This is a genomic window from Actinophytocola oryzae, assembly GCF_004364325.1.
In the GTDB taxonomy this organism is placed as follows: Bacteria; Actinomycetota; Actinomycetes; order Mycobacteriales; family Pseudonocardiaceae; genus Actinophytocola; species Actinophytocola oryzae.
Genome location: NZ_SOCP01000010.1, coordinates 316,241 through 331,968, shown reverse-complemented (window position 1 = coordinate 331,968; position 15,728 = coordinate 316,241). Strand labels below are relative to the sequence as shown.

Genomic DNA, 15,728 nt, shown 5'->3' with positions numbered 1-15,728 from the left:
AGGCAAACACTTCACCCGCGCACCGAGAGCGCCAAACCCCGCACGGCCGCCGCGAGATCGTGTCCGTGCATGGGGTTCACGGAAAGCCAACCACCGTCCTCGGTGTCGACCAACTGGAACCTTCCCCTTTCCGTGTCGAGCCAGCGCAGCTCCGCGCCGGCACGCCGCCACTGGTTGGCGTAGCCGCCCCGGGTCGCGAGACCCATCTGGCCGTTGCCCCTCACCGGCTGCAGGTGGGTGACGAGCCGTCGCGCGAGCCGGTCGTCGATGCCGTGCGCGGCGAGCAGCTCCTCCCACTCGGTCAGGTCCAGCGGCCTGCCCTGTCTGCCGAGCAGGTACCGGTAGACGCGGTCGAGCGCCGCCCTGGGTAGCGAGAAGGGCGCCGCCATCGCCGCGGGATGCTCCGGGACGAGCCGCAGCAGCTCGTCGACGGCGTCGTCGAAGGGCAGCTCCGCCATGCACACCGACTCGGGCGCGGCCTGCTCCTGGGTCACGAGCACGGCGAGGTCCTGCCTGACCAGCAGCACCGCACCGAGTGTGTCACCACCCACCGACAGAACGAGGTCGAGCGTCAGGCGGGCGTCCTGGAGCAGGTACGCGAAGGCCTCCGCGACCCCGAGCGGGCCTCGTTCGTCCGCGAGGCCGCGGGCGGCGAGCCGCTCACCCGCGGCACGCAGCACGGCCCGGCGCTCGGTGCTCGTGACCCCGCCGGAGGGCACCCGCAGTGGGAACGGCGGCGCGGCGTCGGCGGCCGCGCACAGCAGGTCGATCTCCGCTACGCCCACGGCCACCGCGGACCTGGCGCTGATGATCATCCGCCGTGTTTCACCGACGGTCGGTGCTCGTCGTGGCGGCGGAAGGAGTCGACGGTGTCGTCCTCGCGCTCCTGGTAGGCGCGGGCGGCCTCCTCCGCGCTGGTCACGAAGTCCTCCATCCGCTTCATCGCCTCGACGAGCATGGCCCGCAGCCCGTCGGCCGAGTTGAGGCGGTCGTCGAACTTGTTCGCGAGCTGCTGTCCGACGGGGCTGGTGCCCAGCTGCGGGGTCAGCTCGGCACCCTGCATCCGGTCGACCTTCGCCTGGACCGTGTCGAGGTAGGACCTGGCGCGGACGACGGCGTCGGTGAAGGCACGCAGCTCGTAGGAGTCGACCTGCCAGCCGTCCGGCTTCCCGGCGGGTGCGGCTAGCGAGGTCGGCTGCTGCGTGCCGGCCTGGGGCTTCGGGTCGGCGGGCGCGGGCATCTCGGCAGGTGGCGGCGGGGCGTCCGCCTCCGGCATCGGTGGTGGCGGCGGCGGGGCGTCCTCCGTCGAGGCCACGGTCAGGTTCTCGGCAGGCATGTCGTTTCCCCTTCGGTTGGCTAGAGCCCGATCACCGGTTTCGACGCCTTCTCACCCGTGTCGAACGGGTCCTCGCCGTCGAAGGGAACACGTCTGCGGTGCTGCTGGCCTGCCGCGGCACCCATGGCACCCATCCCGCCGCCGGTCACGGGCGCGCCGATCGGCCCGGTCATGCCGGGGGTCGAGGGGTGGGGTGGCGTCACGACGCCACTCGCCGCCGTGGGGATCGGCACGCCGGGCCGCCCGCTCACGCCACCGAGGCGCTCCGGGGAACCCGCACCGTCGCGTCCCGCCACCGGGGCCATGACGCCGGCACCGCCGTCGCCGCCGACCGTGCCACCGCCGACGGAGAAGCCGCCGAAGTCGTCGGGCACCGCGGCACGCCGCGCGGCGGACGCGCTGGTGTCGGTCATGCCGGTGAGCAGCTGCCAGCGCGGGTCGACGCCGTTCGTGGCGTTCACCTGCCCCAGCCACTGGTCGCCGCCCGGTGTGGTCGTCGACTCGTCCTCGCGGGGCCGCAGCACGGTGCTCTGGCCCTGGAACTGCGGTGTGGCCTGGTCGATGCCGACCGCGGCCGCCTCGAAGCGCTGCATCGTCTCGACCGCGACGCGCTTCATCTCCTCCTGCTCGGCCTGCGCCTGGAAGGCACTCTCCGAGCCCGCCGCGGTGGCGCCGACCGCGGCGCCGAGCGGGCTGCCGTCGGTCGCGGAGGAGGCCGCTTCCGCGCCGAGGGGCGCCGACCCGGGTACTGCCTGGGGCGGGGTGGCGGGGAGCCTCGGCATGGCGTCCTGCGCGGACTTGAGCGCTCCCGCCGCCTCGTCGATGGGGCCGCCCATGTCCCTCGCGGTGGTGCCGAGGTCACCGACCCACTGCGCGTTGAGCGCGACCGTGTTGCGGGCCTGGTCGGCGGACTCGCCCGACCAGAAGTTCATGAGGTCGTCCAGTGCGTCGGCCAGGTAGTCGGCTGCCGCGGTCACGCCGTCACCGGTCTCGCGCCAGTCGTCGGCCAGCCGTTCGAGCTGCGGCACGCTCGCCTTGTCCGAGACCATGCCGACCAGCTCCTCGAGGGTGAACGCGCTCCAGTTCACCCCGCCGCTGACATACTGGTCACCGGTGTTCCCCATTGGGTTCCCCGCTCCCGTTGGCCCCGACCTACGTACCTGACTGTAATGGGTCGTGAGCGGCGACGGCACTAGCCTGATCAGACGTCCGCCGTAGGCTCGATGACGTGCCACGAGTCCTGACCGTCTCGGACGAGGTCGTCGAGTCGCTGTGGACGGACCGGCTGCCGGAGCGTCACGGCGACGTCGACCTCGTGCTCGCCGCCGGCGACCTGCCGTTCGACTACCTGGACTTCCTGGCGTCGGCGCTGGACCGGCCGCTGGTGTTCGTGCCGGGCAACCACGACGCGGACCTCACGGGGTACAGCCCTCGGCGCGGCATGTGGCTGCACTCCGGTTTCCCGGCGCGGTACCCGGGACCGGCGGGCGCGATGAACGCCGACGGGCTGGTCGTGGAGGCCGCAGGTCTGCGGATCGCCGGCCTCGGCGGGTCGATCCGCTACAACGACGGCCCGAACCAGTGGACGGAGCGCCAGCAGGCCCGCCGCGCGTCCCGCCTGGTCCGCGCCGCGCGCCACCGGCCCGTGGACGTGCTGCTGACCCACTCGCCGCCCAGGAACGCAGGCGACCGCGAGGACCCGCCGCACCGGGGTTTCGAGTGCCTGCACACGGTCGTCGACCAGCTGGAGCCCGCTGTCCTCGTGCACGGCCACATCCACCCGCACGGACAGCCGGTGCCGGACCGTGTGCTGGGGAGAACGAGGGTGCTGAACACGGTCGGATACCGCATCCTGGACATGCCATGAACCGAGACACCGGCTTCCCGGTAGCCGACGCGGAGAACGACTTCCTGAGGGCCCGCCGCAGGCAGGTCCTGTCCCGTCTTGCCGCGTGGCTGCGGCGGGCGCCCGACGACGTCAACATCATGCTGCCGTTCGACGAGGTGGTGGCCGCGCTGGGTCGTCTCGGCGAGCGACGCCTCGGCCTGCAGGTGATCACCCTGGACTCGATCGTCGGCAGCGTGGACCGGTCGAGGGAGTTCGACCGCCGCTTCCGGCCGACGTCCGGGCAGGTCCGCGAACGCTGGCAACGCCTGGCGCTGGCCCAGCGCAGGGGCGAGTCGATCCCGCCGATCGACGTGTACCGGGTCGGCGACATGCATTTCGTGGTGGACGGGCACCACCGCGTGTCGGTGGCCCACGCGTTGGGGCTCAAGACGATCGACGCCTATGCGACGGAAGTCGTCACCCGCCTTTCCCCCAGCGGCATCCGCTATCGCGGCGACCTGCTGGTCAAGGACTACCGCCGAATCTTTCTCGACCGGGTACCGCTGACGGACGAGGCGCGCAAAGCCGTGAACCTGACGGACCCGTGGGACTACGCGGAGCTGGCGGAGGCGGTCGAGGCGTGGGGCTTCCGCCTGATGCAGGACGAGGGCCGCTACCTCGACCGCGCGACGGTGGGCCGGCGCTGGTACGAGGAGGAGTTCGTGCCGGTGGTCCGCATGCTGCGGCAGGCCGGGATGATCGAGACCCAGACCGAGGCGCAGGCCTACATGTGGGTGGCCTGCGAACGCTACCGCCTGATCAGGACCCATCGCTGGGACGACGAGGTAATCACGGCGGTCCAGAACAACAAACGCCGCTGACCCGTTCTTCGGCCTTTGTCAACCCCACCGACCCCGTCTGTGGACAACCCCGCCCTGTGGACAACTTTTTTTGCCATTCGCACCCCCTCCACCAGGATCGATATCGCGCCGCAATTCCGCGACGCCCATCGAGGGGAGTCCACAGAAATGAAAATTCTCGCCATCCCGGTCGTCATCACCGCCTGGCTGCTCGTCGCCACCGCCACGGCGACGGCCGACCCACAACCGTGTGAACGCGGCGAGTTCTGCGTCTGGCCCGCCGAGTCCTACGAGGGCGAGGTGTTCCGCGCAGCGTTGGAGAACACCAATCCCGGCGAATGCGCCCCACTACCGGAGGGATTCGACGCACGCTCGTTCGCCAACCGGACGAAGCGACCCGTCACCGTCTACCAGGGAAGGGACTGTTCGACCGAAGGTGAGTTCGACACGTATCCCGGCGGCGGCACGTTCGTCCCGGAAGCCCCTTATGTCGTGAGGGGGTTGCAAATCTGGGACAACTGACGCGACTGAGGCCCGTCTCAGCCCCGATGCTGAAAGGTGGAGGCACGTACGTGCGTTGATCCACGCAGGGGGTGGGGGCGATGTATGGCGACCCGGCGACGCCAGGGGCCCGACGGGGCCCATCGCTGGGCGGCTTCCTCGTCCTGACCGCCATCCTCTCCGTGGTGTCCATCGTCGCGATGGTGCGGTCCCTCGCGGCGATGACGTACCTGAACCTCCACTACCGGGCGGAGGTGGACCCGTTCTCCCGCGCCGTCAGCTACTACGTCTTCTACGGCGACGGACGCACGGAGTTCGCCACCGCGGTGATCGTCATGGCGGGCGGCACCCTCACGACACTGCTCGGCCTGCACGCCGCCGGTGTCCGGCTGGGCGTGCGTGCCGGGGTGTTCTTCGGCGTGTGGTGCACGAGCCTCACGCTGTGCGCGATCTTCCCGACCGACAACAGCAAGTCGATCACCAGCGTGTCCGGGCTGATCCACCAGGTCGCGGGGGCCTCGCTGTTCGTCAGCCTGCCACTGGCAGGCCTGGCGCTCGCGAGGCGGCTCGTGGCGGACGTGCGGTGGTCGCTGGTCGGGCGGGTGGTGCGGCGGATGGCCATGGCGGCGATGGGGCTGGCCGCGGCGTACCTGGCCACGAGGCTGCCGGACATCTTCCCAGGTCTGGCGATTCCGGGCATCCTGGATGGACGGGGCGTCTCCGGGCTCGTACAGCGCGCGCTGTTCGGACTTGAGATGCTGATGTTGATGGCGCTCGCGGTCCACCTGTTGCGAGTCACGGTCAGCGCGGCTCGTGGGCGTCGTCAGGAGCCAGCGAGAGCCGAGGCCACCGGATGATCGCACTCGCCATCGTGTTCGCCGTGCTCGGCGCGTGTTGCAGCGCGGTCGGGGCGCACCTACAGCACAAGGGCGTCCGCTCGGCCACGAAGGACACCGCCCTACGCCTACGCGCCGCGACGGCGTTGGTGCACAACCGCTCGTGGCTGCTCGGGTTCGCGGTGCTGTTCGCGTGCGCGGTGCTGCAGATCCTGGCGCTGGCACTGGCCCCGGTAACGATCGTGGCCCCGATAGTCGTGCTGGCACTGCCCGCGGTGGCCGTGCTGAACGCAAGATCGTCGGGCGAACACCTGGACAAAACGGCCATAGTCGCGACAGGAGCAAGCACCCTGGGCGTGGCACTGTTCGTAGCACTGGCCTCGAGCCACGCAACGGCAGTGCACTTCCCAAGCTCGGCCGTACTGCTGGCCTGCCAACTGACGGCCGGCGCAGTCACCCTGCTCGGCGTGGCAGGCGCTCTGTCCCACGGCCTGACCCGCTGCGTCCTGCTGGCAACAGGCGCAGGCTGCGCCTACGGCCTGGTATCGATCCTGGTGAGAGACGTGACGTACACCTTCCAAACCGAAGGCCCGGGCGGCGTCGCCCCACTATCGATAACCGCCCTGGTAGCAACCTTCGCCATAGGGTCGTGGTTCATACAGCTGGCCTACGCAAGCGGCCCACCAGACATAGTGGTGGGCTGCCAAACAGTGCTGAGCCCCCTGGCAGCCACAGCCTTCGCGATCTCCCTACTGGACGAGACAACAGAAGCAGGCGGCTGGACCGGCCTGGGCCTGGCAGCCGGCGCAGCAGTAGCCATCACGGGCGTGCTCCTGCTGGCCCGCCACCACCCAGAAGCAACGTCCCGAGCAACCCCCCACGCAGCAGAACACCACCTCTTCCGCACCACCCCACACCACTAACCGCCAACAGGAACCTCCACCCACCAGCACACCAAACCCTCAAACACCACGCGCCACGCCCCACGGCACCACCACGCCACCACACGGCCGAACCGCCGAACCGCCGAGCCACCGAACCACCGAGCCACCGAACCACCGAGCCACCGAGCCACCGAGCCACCGAGCCAAGGACGCACCAACCACACCATCGAGAACGCACCAACCACCACGCCGTAGCCGCGGCGTGGAGCCGCAGCATGGTCGCCTCGCCGAGCCCGCCTGCCCCGCCGACCACGATCGCCGAGGTCGCTGCCTGAACGTGGTTCGCAATGCCTCTGACACCACCGCTCCTGGCCGCTCAGCAGCACCGGCACCACCGCGCGGCCAGCGCCACCGGGCCGCGAGAGATGACCAACGGGCAAGGAGCACACCATCGGTGACGCACCAACCAAACCACCGCACCACCACCAACCGCATCGCGGCACCACGGCACCACGGCGAGGTAGACGGCCGAGTGGCCGTTTACCTCGATCATGTCGAGCCACGCGGTGCCATGATGTTCACCACGTCGTCCGGTTCGGTATTGCCGCGGTTGTGGCGGAACCGCCGTCAGAATGCCGAGGCGGGGCGGACAGCTCCTGTCGAGACTGGCTCGCTCGTTCGGCGCCATCGACGGACTCACCTGTACGGGTGAAACGTTCCACCGGGGAGCCGCGAAATCGCCAGGCCGGGTCGCGACGTCGCGACGTGCCCACGCCCGCTTGAGCACGGAACGGCTCACTCAGGCGCCGACAACGCCCGCAGTGCGAGGGTCACCCATCGCGCGCGGGCGGCCTCGGCCACGGTCTCGTCGGGGGCGGTGGCCAGCAACAACGTCAGGTCCTCCGCCGTTACGTCGGGTCGCAGCGCGCCCTCGGCTCGGGCGCCAGCCACCAAACGGGCGAGGACCTCCGCCGCGTGGTGCTCCACGCCGGGCGGCAGGGTGCCTGCCGCGTCGCGCAGCACTCGGTCGGCGGCCATGTCGACGACTATCCGTCGCAGCAGGCCGGCTATCTCCTCGTGCGCGGTGACCGCCCCACTTTCCACACGCGAGATGGCTGCGTCGAGCATCGCGCTGATCTCCCCGCCCAGCTCGGCCATGATCGCGCCGACCAGGTCTCCTTTCGTCGGGAAGTGCCGGTAGAGGGTGCCAACGGCGACACCCGCCCGTGCGGCGATGTCGTCCATCCCGGCGTCCGCCCCGCCGGCCACGATCATCTCCCTCGCCGCCGCGACTATCGCCGCGCGGTTTCGGATCGCGTCAGCTCTCATGGCCATCCCTTGTCGCGAAGGTGAACATCGGGTTCATGATATAACCTGAACCACTAATTCACTTTACTGGAGGCCTGCGTGTGGACCGAGGCGGACATCCCTGACCAGACCGGCCGGGTCGCGCTGGTGACCGGAGCGAACACCGGCATCGGCTTCGAGACGGCTCGGGCACTGGCGGCGCGCGGCGCCACCGTTGTGCTCGCCTGCCGCGACGACGCCAAGGCTCGGGCCGCGGTCGGCCGCATGGCCGAGACGAACAGCACCACCACCTCCGCGCCGGAACCGGTGGCGGTCAGGCTGGATCTCGCCTCGTTGGCGTCCGTTCGGGCGGCGGCAGCCGAGGTGCGGAAACGGTTTCCCCAGCTGGACCTGCTTGTCAACAACGCGGGAGTGACCAACCTCCAGGGCACCACCGCCGACGGGTTCGAAGCGCAGTTCGGGATCAACCATCTCGGGCATTTCGCCCTCACGGGGTTGCTTCTGGACCGCATCCACGGGCGGATCGTGACCGTCAGCAGCATCGGACACCGGTTCGGGCGGGCACGTGACTGGGAGTCGCCGCGCAACGCCTACGCGCGGGCCAAGCTCGCCAACCTTCTCTTCACGTTCGGCCTCAACCGGCGGGCCGACGGCCGAGCTGTTGCGATGGCAGCGCATCCTGGGGGCGCCACGACTTCGATCTTCCGGTCGTCGCCTGGCTGGTTCCGGGGGCTGAACCTCGCGGCTGCGCGGGCTCTCGGCCGCACACCGGCCATGGGCGCCCTGCCCACCCTTCGCGCGGCCACCGATCCGGCCGCGCGTGCCGGCGACTACTTCGGGCCGGACGGGCTCCTCGAGATCCGTGGGTATCCCACCGTCGTGGCCGCCTCGGCTCGGGCCCACGACGTCGACGCGCAGGACCGGCTCTGGACTCTTTCCGAGCGCCTCACCGGGGTTCGGTTCTGATCGCGGACGCCAGGGGTGCCCCGCCCGCCGGGACGGGGCACCCTCGGCGAAATCACTCCGCGTACGTCAGGTTCTTGCCGTTCGACGGGTCGAAGAGCTGGATCTTGTCCGCGTCGAACCAGACCTCCAGCGAGTTGCCCTCGTGGGCACTCGACGCCGCGGACAGGCGGGTCACCAGTTGCGAGCCGCTTTCCGGCACGTCGGTGGCACCCGCGTCGGCGGCCAGCTCCTCCAGTTCCGCCGACGTCGCGGCCTCTCCCTCGACCGTGAAGTAGGCGAACTTGTCGGAACCCATGGACTCCAGGACGTCGACGGTCGCGGTGAACGTGCTGCCGCTCGCCAGCGTCGTCTCGTCGATGACGCCCGCGTCCTCGAAGTGTTCCGGGCGGATGCCCGCGATCACCTCGCGCGGGGCGTTGGCCGACTCCGCCATCCGACGGATGCGGTCGGACAGCGCGACCTGACCAAGGCCCGTCGACAGTTGGCCGTTCTCCAGCGTGCCCGGCAGGAAGTTCATGGCCGGGGAGCCGATGAAGCCCGCCACGAACAGGTTCGCCGGGTTGTCGTACAGCAGCTGCGGCGAACCGATCTGCTGCACCATCCCGCCGCGGAGCACGACCACCCGGTCGCCGAGCGTCATGGCCTCCGTCTGGTCGTGCGTCACGTACACCGTCGTCGTCGCCAGCTGCTTCTGCAGTTTGGACACCGAGGTGCGCATCTGCACGCGGAGCTTCGCGTCCAGGTTGGACAGTGGCTCGTCCATCAGGAACGCCTTGGGGCTGCGGACGATCGCACGACCCATGGCGACACGCTGGCGCTGGCCACCGGAGAGGTTGGCGGGCTTGCGGTCGAGGTGCTGTGTCAGGTCGAGGATCTTCGCCGCCTCCTCGACCTTCTGCTTCACCGTCGCGTCGTCCACCTTCGCCAGCCGCAGCGGGAACGCCATGTTCTCGCGGACGCTCATGTGCGGGTACAGCGCGTAGGACTGGAACACCATCGCGATGTCCCGGTCCTTCGGCGCCTTCTCGTTCACGCGCACGCCGTCGATGCGCAGCTCGCCCGCGGAGATGTCCTCCAGGCCGGCGATCATGTTCAGCATCGTCGACTTTCCGCAGCCGGACGGGCCGACGAGGATGATGAACTCGCCATCCGCGATCTTTATGTCCACTTCGGACACGGCAAGGGCACCGTCCGGGTACCGCTTGCTCACCTTGTCAAGGACGATCTCTGCCATTTACCTCAGCCCTTCACGGCACCCGACGTAAGCCCCGCGACGATGCGGCGCTGGAAGAACAACACGAAGAGAATGATCGGGATGGTGATCACCACGGCTGCCGCGGAGATCGTCCCGACCGGGGCCTCGAACTGGGAGGCACCCGTGAAGAACGACAGCGCCGCAGGCACGGTTCGCGACGCCTCGGTGGACGTCAGCGAGATGGCGAACAGGAAGTCGTTCCAGCAGAAGATGAACACCAGGATCGCGGTGGTGAACACCCCTGGCGCGGCCAGCGGGGCGATGACCCGCCGGAACGCCTGCGCCGGTGTCGCGCCGTCCATCTTCGCCGCCTTCTCCAGCTCCCACGGGATCTCCCGGAAGAACGCCGACAGCGTGTAGATCGCCAGCGGCAGCGCGAAGGTGATGTACGGCAGGATCAGGCCCGGCCACGTGTCGAACAGCCCGAGGTTGCGCTCCATCTCGAACAGCGGCGAGACGAGCGAGACCTGCGGGAACATCGCGATCAGCAGGGACACGCCGACCAGGACCTGCTTGCCAGGGAAGTCCAGGCGCGCGATGGCGTAGGCGGCCATCGTGCCGAGCACCACCGCGATCAGCGTCGCGATGATCGCGATGCCGATCGAGTTGATCAGTGCCCGGAGGAACTCGCTGGTCGAGAAGATGTCCTTGTAGTTCTGGAAGGTCCACGCCGTCGGCCAGAAGTACTTGTCGGTCTGTGCCTCCGGCGTCTTGAAGGACAGGGAAAGCGTCCACAGCACCGGGACCAGTGCGTAGACCACCACCACGATGTCCACGATGGTCCAGCGGAGCTTGCGGCCACCGATCGTGGGACCGGAGGACTTCGCTTGCGCGGTGGTGGCCGCGGGAACGGCGACGTCGGTCATCAGCGCTTGCCTCCCGGGTCGTTTCCAGGCGCCGAGGCGCCGAACAGCTTGATGAAGATGAACGCGATGATGGCCACCGCGATGAAGATCAGCACGGACATGGTCGACCCGATGCCGAGGTTCAACCCCTTGATCAGGTTGTTGTACGTCTGCATGGACACCGACGACGTGTCGTTGGCGCCCTTGGTGAGCACGAAGATGTTGTCGAAGATGCGGAACGCGTCGAGCGTGCGGAACAGCAGCGCCACGAGGATCGCCGGCTTCATCACCGGGACCATCACCTTGGTGAACCGCTGCCAAGCGGTCGCGCCGTCCATCGACGCGGCCTTCAGCAGGTCGTCCGGCACCAGCGCGAGACCCGCCATCAGCAGCAGCGCCATGAACGGCGTGGTCTTCCACACCTCGGCGAGGACGATGATCGCGAGCGACGCGAACCGGTTGGTCAGCGGTGCGTCGGCGTTGAACAACGCGGTCAGCCAGCCGGTGTCGGTGTTCCACGCGTAGAACCACGAGAACGCCGCCACCACGGTCACGATGCCGTACGGGATCAGGGAAACCGTGCGGACCAGGCCGCGGCCGACGAGCGTGCGGTGCATGACCAGCGCCAGCACCATGCCGAGCACCAGCTCGATCACCACCGACACGATGGTGATCCCCGCGGTCACACCGAACGCGGTCCACCAGTAGCCGTCCGACAGCACGGCGATGTAGTTGTCCAGGCCGACGAACTGGCGCTGGTCGGGGAAGCGCAGGTCGTACCGCTGCAGGGAAAGCCAGATCGAGTAGATGATCGGCCAGCCCGTGACCGCGATCATCACGATCGCGGCGGGCGCGCACAGCAGTAACCCGAGTCTGCGTTCGGCCTTCTTCCCTTCGGACAGCGCCGGCTTGCCTTTCCTGGCCGGCACCGCGGCCGGCGCCTCAACCGTCTGGCTCATGCCGTCCCCTCCCCCGCTACGGCGCGCCGGAACGCTCCGCAGGCTCCGCTACACCGGCGCCCTTCGCGGTCTCGGTGACGGCCTGAATATCGATGATTCGCTCCGCTCATGGCAGCACCCCCTTGGAGTCCAGGGCCTTCTGCAGTTGGTCACGTAGTTCGTCCGCTGTGGACGACGGATCGATGTCCTGCGGCGGCGACAGGATCTTCGCCGTGATCGTCGACAGGTTCTGGTACACCACGGTCAACGGCCGCACCGATGCGTCCTGCAGCTCGTCGAGAATCGTCTGCCACATGGGGTAGGCCTTGACGAAGTCCGCGTCACCCTTGTCGTACACCGACTGGATCGTCGGCGGCACCCCGTCGTTGATCGCCGAGTACCGCTGGTTCTCCTTGCTGCGCAGGCACAACGCGGCCTCGAACGCCTCCGGCTTGTGCTGCGAGTACGCGCTCACCGCGAGGTTGTAACCGCCGACGGTGACCTTGCCTGGACCGTCGATGCCCGGGTAGTGCGCCCACTTGAAGTTCTTGGCGCGGTCGGGGTTCCCGGTCTGCATGGCCGCGTACACGTACGGCCAGTTGAGCTCGAACGCCGCCTTGCTGCCCTCGACCTCGAACGCCTGCTGCGTCTGCTGCTCCTGGAAGTTGGTGAGCGAAGGGTCGGTGATGCCCTGGCTCGTGATCTCCTTCAGCAGCTTCAACGCGTCCACGGCGCCGGAGTCCATGACGACCTTCTTGCCGTCGTCGGACAGGATGTGGCCGCCGTAGGAGGCGACCAGCGTGTTGTAGAAGACGACGAGGCCCTCGTACTGCGCGCCGGTGAAGACGACCTGGTAGGGCTTGCCCTGGTCCTTGAGCCGCTTCGCCTCGTCGATGATCTCCTGCCACGTCTCCGGCGGGGTCGGCGTCACCGTCGAGTCGTACCAGAGCAGCTGGACGTTGGTGTTCTTCGTCGCGGCGTAGAGCTTGTCGTTCCACATGGCCGTCTTGAGCGGCCCCTCGAGCACGTCGTCCTCGGCCTGCGACCTGTTCGAGCCCGTCCACTCCTCGAGCCACTTGGCCTCGGCGAACTCGGGCACCCAGGTCACGTCGAGACCGAGCACGTCCAGATCGGTGTCACCGGCCGCGAGCCTGCGGACCATCTGCTCGCGTTGGCCGTCGGCGTCGCGGGGCAGCTTGCGGTAGACGATCTCGTAGCGCCCGTTCGCCTTCTGGTTGCACTGGTCGATGACCGACTGGAAATGTTCCTCCGGCGCGTAGTAGACGTTGATCTCCGTACCGCCGTCCGAGCCGCAGGCGGCGACCAAGGGCGCCACCGCCAGCGCGACTCCGCTGACAGCGAGCATCCGCCATCGCATGTGAACCCTGCCTCCCTTCCCGCCCGCACGGGAGGCTGGCACCTCGACGTGCCGGGGGACGCGTGTGTCACGGTTCACTGAACCTAGGCCCGATGATCACGGGCCGCAAGCCAGACGGGCAACGATACGGTCAACGTGTGTAACACATCGACCGTGCGTGACGAATTACTCGATCACCGTCGACGGCCGCATCGCCAGCTTGGCGAGGAGGTCGCGCCCCTTCTCCGCGTTGCGGGGCTGGGCGAGCACGTCGTAGCGGCCCGCGACCAGTTGACTCGACGACGCGATCTCGCGGCCCGCACTGCGCGTGGTCGCGTACCCGACCGCGGCGAACACGAGCCCGAAGATCACCCCGGCGACCAACCCGACGAGGATGGGCGCGAACGACATCGTCTGGGAGCTGAACAGGCCGAGGAGCAGCCCAACGAACAGGCCGAACCAGGCCCCGGACAGCGCACCGGTGCCGAGCACCTTGGGCCAGGAGAGTCGGCCGATGACCCGCTCCACCAGCATCAGGTCAACCCCGACGATCGTGACCTCCTGGACCGGGAACTCGTTGCCGGCCAGGTACTCGACCGCGCGATGGGCCTCCTGGTAGGTGTTGTAGGACCCGATCGGCCAGCCAGTTGGCGGCGTCGGCACCTTGGGGAGCGCCTGTCCTCCCCGTGCCGAGCCGGAGAACGCACCGGTCACCGTTGCTCACCTCTGTTCAGCAGTTGACCCCATCCTGCCAACACAGGGCGAACGGTGCTAACCCGACACCACCAGCCCACATGCGGTTCCCGACACTCAGGACTCCGGCACAGTAGTTCCCGCAGGTCACCGAGTCACGCACCAGGACCCCGCGCCTCCGCACACGGCAGGCGAACCGCGGGGAGTGCGGCCCCCTGACCAGCGCGCACGGGATCTTGACCGCCCGTTCGCCACGCCGGACCCTCACCCGATCCCAGCAGGTTCGGACCCGATCAGTTGAACGGCCACCGCAGGTCAAACCGCATCGGCCAGGGCCGGCATGGAGGTGGTCGAACCCAACAGCCGTGCGGACGCCCCGATCGAGGCCCGAAACTGCTTCCCACAGCATCAAGTGGTCTCACGCCAGCCCCCACCCGATCCCGGGGGCACCCCGCCACGCCAGTTTACCGGGTGGGGGTGACGGGGAGGGGGTTGTCGATCTTGCCTGTGGATAACCGGTACGGCTGTGGACAGCTCAGCGGGTCCTGTACTCGCGCAGCAGGCCGCGGCTGATGATGGTCTTCTGGATCTCGCTCGTGCCCTCGCCGATCAGCAGGAACGGGGCCTCGCGCATCAGGCGTTCGATCTCGTACTCCTTGGAGTAGCCGTAGCCGCCGTGGATGCGGAAGCTCTCCTGCGTCACCTCGGCGCAGTACTCGGACGCCAGCAGCTTCGCCATGCCCGCCTCGACGTCGTTGCGTGCGCCGGAGTCCTTCAGGCGGGCCGCGTTCACCATCATCAGGTGCGCCGCCTCGACCTTGGTGGCCATCTCCGCCAGCTTGAACGCGATCGCCTGGTGTTGTGCGATGGGCTTGCCGAAGGTGCTGCGCTGCTGTGCGTAGTCCACGGCCAGCTCGAACGCGCGGATCGCGATCCCGCACGCGCGGGCGGCCACGTTGACGCGGCCGACCTCCACGCCGTCCATCATCTGCGCGAACCCGCGGCCCGACGCTCCACCCAGCACCGCCGAACCGGGCACCCGGTAGTCGGAGAACACGGCCTCGGTGGTGTCGACGCCCTTGTACCCCATTTTGTCGATTTTCCCGGGAATGGTCAGGCCCGGTGCCACCTCGCCGAAACCGGACGGCTTCTCCACCAGGAACGCCGTCAGGTTCTCGTGTGGCTTCTCCGCGTCCTCGTCGGTCCTCACCAGCAGCGCGATGAGGTTCGAGCTGCCGCCGTTGGTCAGCCACATCTTCGCGCCGTTGACGACATAGTCCTCGCCGTCGCGCCTGGCGCGGGTCTTGATCGCCGCCACGTCCGAGCCCAGGTCCGGTTCCGACATGGAGAAGGAGCCGCGCACCTCACCGGTCGCCATCCGGGGCAGCAGGCTCTGCTTCTGCTCGTCGGTGCCGTGCTGGCGGACCATGTGCGCCACGATGAAATGCGTGTTGATCACACCGGACACACTCATCCAGCCCCGCGCGATCTGTTCCACCACCAACGCGTACGTGAGCAGCGACTCGCCGAGACCGCCGTACTCCTCGGGAATCGTGAGGCCGAACAGCCCCATTTCCCTCATCCCGTCGACGATGTCCTGCGGATACTCGTCGGCGTGCTCGAGCGCCTGCGCGTGCGGAATGATCTCCTTGTCCACGAAGTCGCGGACCGTGGCGAGGATTTCCTGCTGGACATCGGTCAGGCCAGCGGTCTGCGCGAGGCGCGCCATCTGCGTGCTCCCTCCGGACGGCAACCGAGCTAGTTACCGGCCAGTATCCACCGGTTAACGCTCGTTCGCGCGAAGGTTGTGCGCAGGGCCACTGGACGAAGTCGCCGTCGGCTCAGCCGACGCTGTACTCGAACCTCGAGCCGCAGTCGCGGCAGTCGTCAGCGAGGACGTACACGTCCGCGCCGCACTGGCGGCACGAACGAAAGCTGCGCTCGAAGAGGTCGTCACGGCGGGAGCGGCCGAACAGGCGCGGCCCTCTCGCGTCGTCCCTGCCAAGTCGATGCTTACCCATGCCGGACAGCTCACCCGGACCACCCGCTGGGTGCCAAGTATTCTTCGTTATCTGTGCGTTATATCACCGCAACCTTCGACAATCCGTGACGTCGGCGAGC

Annotated in this window: 17 protein-coding genes; 6 read left to right on the top strand and 11 right to left on the bottom strand. The window is 68.5% G+C overall.

Annotated features, from left to right (window positions below):
- Nucleotides 1-11 precede the first annotated feature (11 nt).
- From CLV71_RS27065 to CLV71_RS27055, 3 genes are read right to left on the bottom strand one after another with little or no spacing between them, the layout of a single operon-like run.
- A complete protein-coding gene (locus CLV71_RS27065; protein ID WP_133905645.1) occupies nucleotides 12-815 on the bottom strand; it encodes an ESX secretion-associated protein EspG in 804 nt (267 codons plus the stop codon).
- Nucleotides 812-1,336, bottom strand: a complete 525-nt coding sequence (locus CLV71_RS27060) for a hypothetical protein (protein ID WP_133905644.1) — start codon at nucleotides 1,334-1,336, stop codon at nucleotides 812-814. The genes CLV71_RS27065 and CLV71_RS27060 overlap by 4 nt, the downstream gene beginning before the upstream one ends.
- 20 nt (nucleotides 1,337-1,356) lie before the next feature.
- Nucleotides 1,357-2,460, bottom strand: coding sequence for a hypothetical protein (locus CLV71_RS27055; protein WP_133905643.1), 1,104 nt, complete (start codon nucleotides 2,458-2,460; stop codon nucleotides 1,357-1,359).
- Nucleotides 2,461-2,564: 104 nt separating this feature from the next.
- Here CLV71_RS27055 and CLV71_RS27050 point away from each other — a divergent pair, with 104 nt between their 5' ends.
- The 5 genes from CLV71_RS27050 (at nucleotide 2,565) to CLV71_RS47935 (ending at nucleotide 6,284) form a co-directional block, all read left to right on the top strand.
- Nucleotides 2,565-3,203, top strand: coding sequence for a metallophosphoesterase family protein (locus CLV71_RS27050; RefSeq protein WP_133905642.1), 639 nt, complete (start codon nucleotides 2,565-2,567; stop codon nucleotides 3,201-3,203).
- Nucleotides 3,200-4,045, top strand: a complete 846-nt coding sequence (locus CLV71_RS27045) for a ParB N-terminal domain-containing protein (RefSeq protein ID WP_133905641.1) — start codon at nucleotides 3,200-3,202, stop codon at nucleotides 4,043-4,045. The genes CLV71_RS27050 and CLV71_RS27045 overlap by 4 nt, the downstream gene beginning before the upstream one ends.
- Before the next feature lie 39 nt (nucleotides 4,046-4,084).
- Nucleotides 4,085-4,546 carry a peptidase inhibitor family I36 protein gene (locus CLV71_RS27040; RefSeq protein ID WP_341771674.1) on the top strand — a complete coding sequence of 154 codons (462 nt, stop codon included), beginning with the start codon at nucleotides 4,085-4,087 and terminating at the stop codon, nucleotides 4,544-4,546.
- Between the two features lie 80 nt (nucleotides 4,547-4,626).
- Nucleotides 4,627-5,382: a DUF998 domain-containing protein gene (locus CLV71_RS27035; RefSeq protein WP_133905640.1), complete on the top strand. Its 756-nt coding sequence runs from the start codon at nucleotides 4,627-4,629 to the stop codon at nucleotides 5,380-5,382.
- Nucleotides 5,379-6,284, top strand: coding sequence for a DMT family protein (locus CLV71_RS47935; protein WP_166664271.1), 906 nt, complete (start codon nucleotides 5,379-5,381; stop codon nucleotides 6,282-6,284). The genes CLV71_RS27035 and CLV71_RS47935 overlap by 4 nt, the downstream gene beginning before the upstream one ends.
- Nucleotides 6,285-7,040: 756 nt before the next feature.
- Here CLV71_RS47935 and CLV71_RS27025 read toward each other — a convergent pair.
- Nucleotides 7,041-7,574 carry a TetR/AcrR family transcriptional regulator gene (locus CLV71_RS27025; protein ID WP_166664270.1) on the bottom strand — a complete coding sequence of 178 codons (534 nt, stop codon included), beginning with the start codon at nucleotides 7,572-7,574 and terminating at the stop codon, nucleotides 7,041-7,043.
- Between the two features lie 78 nt (nucleotides 7,575-7,652).
- Here CLV71_RS27025 and CLV71_RS27020 point away from each other — a divergent pair, with 78 nt between their 5' ends.
- On the top strand, nucleotides 7,653-8,519 hold the full coding sequence (locus CLV71_RS27020; RefSeq protein WP_208297771.1) for an oxidoreductase: 867 nt from the start codon (nucleotides 7,653-7,655) through the stop codon (nucleotides 8,517-8,519).
- Nucleotides 8,520-8,571: 52 nt separating this feature from the next.
- On the opposite strand, the gene CLV71_RS27015 is transcribed toward CLV71_RS27020, so the two are convergent.
- From CLV71_RS27015 to CLV71_RS26985, 7 genes are all read right to left on the bottom strand, one after another.
- Nucleotides 8,572-9,753, bottom strand: coding sequence for an ABC transporter ATP-binding protein (locus CLV71_RS27015; protein ID WP_133905636.1), 1,182 nt, complete (start codon nucleotides 9,751-9,753; stop codon nucleotides 8,572-8,574).
- A gap of 5 nt (nucleotides 9,754-9,758) precedes the next feature.
- Nucleotides 9,759-10,640, bottom strand: coding sequence for a carbohydrate ABC transporter permease (locus tag CLV71_RS27010; RefSeq protein WP_133905635.1), 882 nt, complete (start codon nucleotides 10,638-10,640; stop codon nucleotides 9,759-9,761).
- The gene (locus CLV71_RS27005) at nucleotides 10,640-11,578 is read right to left on the bottom strand and encodes a carbohydrate ABC transporter permease (RefSeq protein WP_133905634.1); all 939 of its coding nucleotides are present in this window, start codon (nucleotides 11,576-11,578) and stop codon (nucleotides 10,640-10,642) included. The genes CLV71_RS27010 and CLV71_RS27005 overlap by 1 nt, the downstream gene beginning before the upstream one ends.
- Nucleotides 11,579-11,684: 106 nt before the next feature.
- Nucleotides 11,685-12,935, bottom strand: a complete 1,251-nt coding sequence (locus CLV71_RS27000; protein WP_133905633.1) for an ABC transporter substrate-binding protein — start codon at nucleotides 12,933-12,935, stop codon at nucleotides 11,685-11,687.
- Nucleotides 12,936-13,100: 165 nt separating this feature from the next.
- Nucleotides 13,101-13,628 carry a YflT domain-containing protein gene (locus CLV71_RS26995; RefSeq protein ID WP_133905632.1) on the bottom strand — a complete coding sequence of 176 codons (528 nt, stop codon included), beginning with the start codon at nucleotides 13,626-13,628 and terminating at the stop codon, nucleotides 13,101-13,103.
- Between the two features lie 514 nt (nucleotides 13,629-14,142).
- Nucleotides 14,143-15,336, bottom strand: a complete 1,194-nt coding sequence (locus CLV71_RS26990) for an acyl-CoA dehydrogenase family protein (protein ID WP_133905631.1) — start codon at nucleotides 15,334-15,336, stop codon at nucleotides 14,143-14,145.
- A gap of 112 nt (nucleotides 15,337-15,448) precedes the next feature.
- Entirely contained in the window at nucleotides 15,449-15,628 is a 180-nt protein-coding gene (locus CLV71_RS26985; protein ID WP_133905630.1) for a hypothetical protein, read from the bottom strand.
- Nucleotides 15,629-15,728: the final 100 nt, after the last annotated feature.